This is a genomic window from Elizabethkingia miricola (genome assembly GCF_001675285.1).
GTDB classification, from domain to species: Bacteria; Bacteroidota; Bacteroidia; order Flavobacteriales; family Weeksellaceae; genus Elizabethkingia; species Elizabethkingia miricola.
Genome location: NZ_LSGQ01000023.1, coordinates 1 through 1,710 on the forward strand (window position 1 = coordinate 1; position 1,710 = coordinate 1,710).

Below are 1,710 nucleotides of genomic sequence, written 5' to 3' on the forward strand. Positions count from 1 at the left end.
CGAAAAATCCGGAAATTCTACGAGTCAGAATATGAAGGAAGCATAATAATAGAAGTTGATGCAATTTTGATTGTTTTTGTAGTAATTACAATTATAGGAGTGTTAGCAATACTCTTTAAATAATTTTCTTTATATCTTCATTATTTAGCATTCCTTTGTACTCCTTGTTTATGAATGCAACATATTCAGCAGCTAATTCTTCAGCTTCTGGATAAAATGTAGCTACCGTTTTTTTATTTGCATCTTGAACAACACACTTGTTTTTAGGCGCAATTCTGAAAGGTGGTTTAAAATTTTTCATAAGGCTCCTTATTTCTTTAAATAACCGATTATTATTTCATTTCCGTTTTCGTCCTTTGTGTATATCGGGTCCTCCTTGTATGGTTGTTTAACAAACAGTTCCAAAAAATCCACATTCAGCGCTTTCGCAACTTCCTCCAATCTTTTCAATGTTGGGTTTCCGTTTAAGGATTTTGACAATCCAACCTCTGTAATATTTATTTTATCCGCAACATCCTTTAGCATCATTCCTTTCTCCTTGCAGATTTCTTTAATTCTAAGATCCATAATTATACAAATAAGATAATTGCAAATATACATCTATTTATATAAATAGTATAATTATGTTTTGTAAATAAACTAACTGTATAAATTTTAACAAAAAATTAACATTTTAGATATTGTATATAATTAAACTGATTGTATATTTGCAATAGAAAATTAAACGATTAGTATAATAATTAAAACAAAAATGATATGAATACTCTTGAACTAGAAATGCCAAAAGGTCTATCTGCAGAAGTTACAAATGTTCTAAATGCTATTTCTCAAAGAAGTTATTCGTCATTTGATAAAAACAAAGTTATCATTGAGTTTATAGGTGTTGCGGATAATTGGCAAAAACTATTACTAAATGTAAGATGCCGTGAGACAATAAAGGTATTGACATCTAAATAATAATATTATGAACATTCAGAATTCAACTAAAGATCAAAAAGTGTGGGCAGTATATCAATTACCTACTAGACAGGCAAGAATATTTGCTAATGTAAAACCTGTTAAGGTTAGCGAGCTGATGACAAATGAAGATGCTCATGAGTATTGTCAACATTTAAATCAATTCGGCTACATGGATGATATGATAGCTGGTTATGATGTAAAGATGGTAAAATAACCTGAGCATGTTATAAAACTGCTCTCAACACTGGTCATTGTAACATTGACATATTTAAAATTTGCATGTCCCCGGGTGAGACCTAACGATCCCGGGGTTTTTAAAATCAAGATTATGAAAACAACTAAAAGAACATTTTATAGAGTGAGTCCAGAATATAAAGGTTATGCACCAGAGGACTTTAAAACTTTAGAAGAAGCTATAGAAAGAGCTAATTATAGAAACTCTCTAAGAATTGCTAAAGACGAGAAAGAGAGACTCTATAAAAGCGATAACTGCACTATCCAAAAAGTTGAAGAAACAATAATAGAGATTACTTTTTAATAATCAATCCTAATGAAGAATACTTTCACAAACTGCGATGATTTCGCGAACTATATTTTTGATAAGGTTCTGGATTTTGGCGAAATTATCACGCCAGACTTTAATTCGCTTACCTGCCTTAATTTGCCATTAGGTGAAAGTGTATTTGAGTTATCAGAGCTTCCAAATACTGGTGTGAATTACGCTCAATTCGGCACTGTTAAATCATGGTT

General features: G+C 30.8%; 6 protein-coding genes. 4 read left to right on the forward strand and 2 right to left on the reverse strand.

The features are described from left to right. Positions 1 to 115: 115 nt before the first annotated feature. Positions 116 to 301 carry a hypothetical protein gene (locus tag ATE49_RS11130; protein ID WP_065082239.1) on the reverse strand — a complete coding sequence of 62 codons (186 nt, stop codon included), beginning with the start codon at positions 299 to 301 and terminating at the stop codon, positions 116 to 118. A gap of 8 nt (positions 302 to 309) precedes the next feature. Beyond that, positions 310 to 567 carry a helix-turn-helix domain-containing protein gene (locus ATE49_RS11135; protein WP_065082240.1) on the reverse strand — a complete coding sequence of 86 codons (258 nt, stop codon included), beginning with the start codon at positions 565 to 567 and terminating at the stop codon, positions 310 to 312. Positions 568 to 756: 189 nt separating this feature from the next. Between ATE49_RS11135 and ATE49_RS11140 the strand changes: the two genes are divergently transcribed. The 4 genes from ATE49_RS11140 to ATE49_RS20455 form a co-directional block, all read left to right on the forward strand. Continuing rightward, positions 757 to 957, forward strand: a complete 201-nt coding sequence (locus ATE49_RS11140) for a hypothetical protein (protein WP_065082241.1) — start codon at positions 757 to 759, stop codon at positions 955 to 957. Between the two features lie 7 nt (positions 958 to 964). Beyond that, entirely contained in the window at positions 965 to 1,174 is a 210-nt protein-coding gene (locus ATE49_RS11145) for a hypothetical protein (protein WP_065082242.1), read from the forward strand. A 114-nt stretch (positions 1,175 to 1,288) separates the two neighbouring features. Beyond that, a complete protein-coding gene (locus tag ATE49_RS11150) occupies positions 1,289 to 1,498 on the forward strand; it encodes a hypothetical protein (protein ID WP_090346968.1) in 210 nt (69 codons plus the stop codon). A gap of 12 nt (positions 1,499 to 1,510) precedes the next feature. Next, on the forward strand, positions 1,511 to 1,710 hold a 200-nt coding region (locus ATE49_RS20455; RefSeq protein ID WP_221407074.1), incomplete at its 3' end, for a hypothetical protein.

Bases quoted from the DNA above. Each gene is read 5' to 3' on its own strand.
- ATE49_RS11130 (WP_065082239.1), bottom strand. From the start codon at position 301: ATGAAAAATTTTAAACCACCTTTCAGAATTGCGCCTAAAAACAAGTGT.
- ATE49_RS11135 (WP_065082240.1), bottom strand. From the start codon at position 567: ATGGATCTTAGAATTAAAGAAATCTGCAAGGAGAAAGGAATGATGCTA.
- ATE49_RS11140 (WP_065082241.1), top strand. From the start codon at position 757: ATGAATACTCTTGAACTAGAAATGCCAAAAGGTCTATCTGCAGAAGTT.
- ATE49_RS11145 (WP_065082242.1), top strand. From the start codon at position 965: ATGAACATTCAGAATTCAACTAAAGATCAAAAAGTGTGGGCAGTATAT.
- ATE49_RS11150 (WP_090346968.1), top strand. From the start codon at position 1,289: ATGAAAACAACTAAAAGAACATTTTATAGAGTGAGTCCAGAATATAAA.